The organism is Thermoplasma sp. (assembly GCF_023256435.1).
Lineage (GTDB): Archaea > Thermoplasmatota > Thermoplasmata > Thermoplasmatales > Thermoplasmataceae > Thermoplasma.
The window spans coordinates 1-5,284 of the sequence record NZ_JAGDXM010000057.1; the positions used below are offsets into that span (position 1 = coordinate 1).

At 39.3% G+C, this 5,284-nt stretch carries 6 protein-coding genes; all 6 read right to left on the bottom strand.

Features of this window, described 5'->3' with window-relative positions:
- Positions 1–75: 75 nt before the first annotated feature.
- A complete protein-coding gene (locus Q0C15_RS07590) occupies positions 76–2,070 on the bottom strand; it encodes a hypothetical protein (protein ID WP_297218019.1) in 1,995 nt (664 codons plus the stop codon).
- Positions 2,071–2,207: 137 nt separating this feature from the next.
- Entirely contained in the window at positions 2,208–2,570 is a 363-nt protein-coding gene (locus tag Q0C15_RS07595) for an ArsR family transcriptional regulator (protein ID WP_010901025.1), read from the bottom strand.
- A gap of 560 nt (positions 2,571–3,130) precedes the next feature.
- Positions 3,131–3,388 carry a UPF0147 family protein gene (locus Q0C15_RS07600; RefSeq protein ID WP_110640720.1) on the bottom strand — a complete coding sequence of 86 codons (258 nt, stop codon included), beginning with the start codon at positions 3,386–3,388 and terminating at the stop codon, positions 3,131–3,133.
- Positions 3,389–3,574: 186 nt separating this feature from the next.
- Positions 3,575–4,195 carry a transposase gene (locus Q0C15_RS07605; protein ID WP_297218058.1) on the bottom strand — a complete coding sequence of 207 codons (621 nt, stop codon included), beginning with the start codon at positions 4,193–4,195 and terminating at the stop codon, positions 3,575–3,577.
- A 15-nt stretch (positions 4,196–4,210) separates the two neighbouring features.
- Positions 4,211–4,708 carry an acyl-CoA thioesterase gene (locus Q0C15_RS07610; protein WP_297218023.1) on the bottom strand — a complete coding sequence of 166 codons (498 nt, stop codon included), beginning with the start codon at positions 4,706–4,708 and terminating at the stop codon, positions 4,211–4,213.
- A gap of 89 nt (positions 4,709–4,797) precedes the next feature.
- Positions 4,798–5,277 (bottom strand): dCTP deaminase, encoded by a 480-nt coding sequence (dcd, locus tag Q0C15_RS07615; protein WP_297218026.1) that lies wholly within the window; start codon positions 5,275–5,277, stop codon positions 4,798–4,800.
- Positions 5,278–5,284 lie beyond the last annotated feature (7 nt).

The window sequence follows — 5,284 nt, forward strand, 5'->3', positions numbered from 1 at the left end:
GATGTCCGGAAAGGCATAGGTCTTTTCGCTGAAAGGAAGATCCGAAGCTTCAGCTTAGGAGCAGCTCACTCATAATTATTGCTGGCTGTATTTTGAATAGGTGGCAACGAGATCTGGATTTATGGAGTTGAGGATGTATGGTACATTCAGTGAGATCGATGAATTCACCAAGGATGGGGCGCTTACATTTACGTGATAATGATCATCAATGTACGTCCAGTTTACCTGTAGCACCAGGGCCCACTGACTTTTATCAAGTGATATATTGAAGTAGACCGGTATGAAAGGCTCATACATGAATTTCAAAAACGTCTCATTTGTAAATTTAATCGGTGGCCTGTCTGGATTTATTGCGCCTTCGTATCCCCATACGCCATATGTATACATATAATTATCAATAAGGATGAATTCTATCGGTTTAGCTGTATGATTTTTGAAATTTCCAGCAAGCTCCTGAACGATGATCGGGTAATCTGTTGAATTCCATATATATGAAGCGTATTCAAATGGATCGCTTATGTTATCTGCCTCTATCAGCAGGCCAAGCCTATGATCTGATAGTACGCTGTAATTTTTATTCACATGGGAATCGATCCATTCTATGGCGTAGTAATCCTGATAAGATATCGTCTGGGTACCAGACGGCACAACAACATGGCCAAATGGATATACTGAACCAGCTGATCCAGCTATTATAACGATCATAACTGCAGATATAAGGATCTGGGAAGCACTGTATTTCTTCTTCTGATAGTAAAACTTGGCGCTTTCCGTCGCCGATGCCGTTGGGTAATAATATATGTTAGGGGCAGTCACGCTTATACCTATGGAGGGCCCAACTACAACTGGAGACGGTTTTGTTGATTTTATCTTATACTCTATCCTGATCTCCTTAGGCTTCTTTGAATCAAGATAGCTCACTATCGCTATGCCATCATATATCGAGAGTACCTCGAATATGTACTCGAAAAATCTACCTGGCAACAGTACCGTGCTCATAGTCAATGATGCATATATAGCCGTGATGAGAAGCAGAGACAACATACCCAGAAGGATTCTGTACTTTTTCCATGAGATTATATAACCATACGCGGCCAGGCTGACAGAAAGCAGAATAGGTATGAACACTAAGAACGATGTTCCGCTTAAATTCACTATATATCTTTGATAGATGAATACCGCTATACTTGGCACTACGAAGGATAGTGAAACAAACAAAGGAGCAGTGAATTTCTTATCCATGGGTTTCAGAATATAGAGCATTCTGCGAATTGCAGATGTATATTTTACCGGTATGTTAAAGAAAACACCGATGATCAAAAAGTATAATGCAATCACCACATACCATGGAAGACCCTCAGCTCCTCCAGTTATAAAACCAGGAGTGTTGGCCACATTCAGGAACCAGTAGGCAAACATGAAAGCTGAAAATCCGTATATGAAATATATATACCTCTTCTCGAGAGATCCATTAGATATCTTCAGATAAACCAGTATGCCGATTATTTCCAGGAGATACATGAATGTTGATAGCTGATGTGACATCACCAGCAGTATCCCAAAAACCGAAGTCAGGAACAAGAAGTATCTCTTTCTCAGAGATATCAGAAGAGATAGCACGGTCAGAAGCCCGAAAAAATGACCGAAGACAAGTATAGAAGATAAGGACGTCTGATATGCCTGAACAGGATTAACGGCCAGGAATGCTGCTGCAACGATCGACATCCGATCGTCCTTTGTTATTTCTCTTGTTATGAAAAATATCAGCACCACGGTTAGTGATCCGAAGAACTGAGGTACAAATTTCAGCAGAAGATGCCATTTTATACCCGTGATAAAGTATATTAATGAAATTATCCAATACATCACAGGAAATGATCCATATCCTGATGTCCCCCACTGAGAAGGTACATCAATCACCAGAAGTCTTGATTTAATATAGTCTTGCGTTATATAATAATAAATACCGAAGTCATTACCCCATCCATAACTGGTCAACGATGGTATCAGCCTTATCATAAGTGCGGCGAATGTAATAACCGCCAAGGCTGATAATATTCTTCGGTTCATTAAATCGGTGATCACATTTGTGATTAATTAATTTTCCCTATGGAAAAACAAATTTCTTATTTTATTTAAAAGATAAGAGAACCAGCTTTCAGTTCAATTTAAAAAAATTGATTTTTTAATGTATGTTTATTCGATGATCATTTCCTATAATTTTTCAATTGTTCTATATTGTAATTTATCTCATTTATCTTCTTGCTAAGATCCTGAATGATCTCTTCAAGGATCTCATTGAATGATTTCGAGAGCCTGTATCCATGAATGGGCCTGCCCTTTCCTTCCTTTTTCATATTTCGTTTGGTAATCCAACCTTTTCTACGCAACCATTGCATCGCAATGGAGACTTCTGGTTGCCTGAGGCCGGTTTCCCTCTCTATCTCTACGCTGGTAACCTCATCTTTATCTCTCATATAGACAAGCGTGTATGCTACACTCCTTGGTATATCCGCAATCATTAGATATTTAGCTAGTTTCTCAGCATCTTCGCTCAGAACCATGTTCATCGTACCATAATATTATATTTCTATAAATATTTAGCTTTTTTAAATAATGCCCTATATATACTTTTTGATCGGTGAGTTCCATCCATCGATTCGATACAAACTAGGAAATGATTAAGATACACGTATTGAAACGCTATAGGCCTAGCGAATGCATGAAGGCTCTTCCTTTAAGCAGAAAATGCACAGGCTCCTGCCACCGAGAGAATTCTATAGATATTGCAATATTCATGGTAAAGGATCGGTAAAGCCCAAATAGGTGCCTATGGATATCACGATATAGGGTCTGCGTAGAATATACCCATAGGGACAATTTCTATTATATGGAAGGAAGTTAGAAGTTCCAGATGTGGAATAGCTCGCTGGGAATGAAGCTATTCGTGGATATAAGATAAATCCAAAAGCTTCCTAGGCACTTAACGTTCTTCTAAAAATGCAGCCAAACAGCAATGAAAATTATAATCCAATTGAGATTTCAATCTAAACTATAATTTTATTTTCATAATCGTACATATTCAGATGTCAGAGTCATTCGATGTTTTCTAGAATTTACAATAAAAACTTCAACTCTTTGAGAGGGCCTCCAGCTTGCTTATTATGGTATAGAGGTCTGTTCTGCCATGAGCTGGAACATTTGGATCATTAGCCATTTCATCCAGCATGGAAAGAACGGTCGCACATCTTAAATCAAGACTTTCGTTTTCCTGAGACAGCTTAGCCTTTGAATCCTGAGCAACCTTCCTTACATTTTTGGGTACTGTTATATCCTGAGATAGTTCGTCTAAAAGGTACATCACTTCATTGAAAAGATTCTGATCCATGCCACCACCCCTTGTATCTCCATTACCTGCTCAAACTAACATTTCATACGTTAAACATGCATTCGGTTATGAGACAGGTATGATGGGCGAATGCCATGAAAAAATATAAAACTTCTTAATGATCGATCGGTACTGAGAATTTTTCAGCTTATCAAAATTATCAGGTTGCGGTTTCTGTTAAACATGTTAACATCCACCTTTGGAAGTTATCATCTCTTTGATGCTTAAACTTCGTGGGTACAACCCAATACCCTCTATCCCGTCCGCAAACGCTTCAGGGACTGCCTTTCTTATTGTGTTGTAGGATGCGTTCAGATCCGCATGTATTAATGTTCCATTTGCAGACTGGAATACACCCCTCTCTATTCTCTTTCCCATGTACGCCTCATGGTGTTCTATGCTTTCGTTATCAAGAAACGAACATATGCTTGTATAGCTCTCATCCTGTATCATGACATCGATCCCGTTCTCTTCTGCTTTGTATTTGATCTGCTGTATCAGCATATTGAAAGGTATCTGCACAAAGTTCTGGTTGTTCGTCTTTCCAATATTGGTATCCTGCTTCCATCCATCGTTGTGACCTATGACGATCGTATCGATCTTTCTTGACAATGCGTATTCGACTATGGATCTGCTAAGCTTGTGCATGATGTCCTTTATCTTACGGTTGCGTTTCATGAACAGTTTCCTTTCCTTCTTCGTCATCTCTCCGTTCCCGATCTGCCTGTCACTGATCGATCTCAATCTTGAATACTCCTTGTTGAAGAATTGGTTTATTGATTTCAGGACACCACCCTTGACAGCAATACCTTTTTCAGAATTTCATGGTATCATATTCGCCAGCTGCTGCTTTATCGTCTCGAGACGCTTTCTTCTCTCTTCAGCCCTCTTTTCAGCATCCTGAAATCTCTTCTTCTCTTCCTCAGTTTCTGGTACGATCTGTGGTATCTCAGTGGGCCTGCCATCGGAATCTATCGCAACATAGGTAAGGTAGGCTTTTGTAGCGTATCTCCTTATTCCGGTCAAACCCTCTTCCTTGATGACGTCTATTTCGATTTCCATGGTGGATTTTGTAGTGTAATTTATGTATCCATGCAGTATGACCATATCGCCCAGATGTATTGGGAGCAGGAAAAACAGGGAGTCTATACTGCCAGTAACGGTTCTCTTTCTGCAGTGCTTTGTAGCAACTATTGAGGCGCAGTTGTCTATCCATTCGACCAGCCTGCCACCATAGAGATATTCATAAATATCCATGTCCTCCGGCAGTACCATTCTTTCAACATAAGTCTCTGATTCTGATGGCTTTTTAGTTTCCATAAGTCGTTATCATTGCATAATTAATATTTTTATCCATCCAATTTTGAAATATACAAATCTTAAGAATCTTCGATGGTTTTACAGTTCCATCAATCTGATTTGGCTTTCAATGGCTCTCTAATGATTCCCTGAGAATGCTGATAATTGCCGGATCTTTTATAATATGGAATCTTGGCTCTTTCATTCATCTTTAGGAAAAGTATCTGCGCAATTCTATCACCCTTATTCAGTTCAATTGGGCCCCCTGCATTGAAAAATGATAGCGTTAGATTTCCATGATATCCTGCATCTATGGCGCCGAAGGATCCAAATATTCCCTTTCGCGCGAATGTTGATCTTGTCCAGATCATCCCAACAACATCTTCAGGCATATTGAGCGTTTCCAGGGTTGATACAAGAAAATGCTTCATCGGAGGTACATCACCTTTTGAATATTGCTTTCCATCAACGTCAATAATATCAATGCGCAGATCATAGCCATTGGGTGTCATCGATTTTATGTCAAAATTCTCTGAAATGAGAAGACCCTCTGCAACCATATTAATTATTGTTTCATCATTAAGTATCATTCAAAGA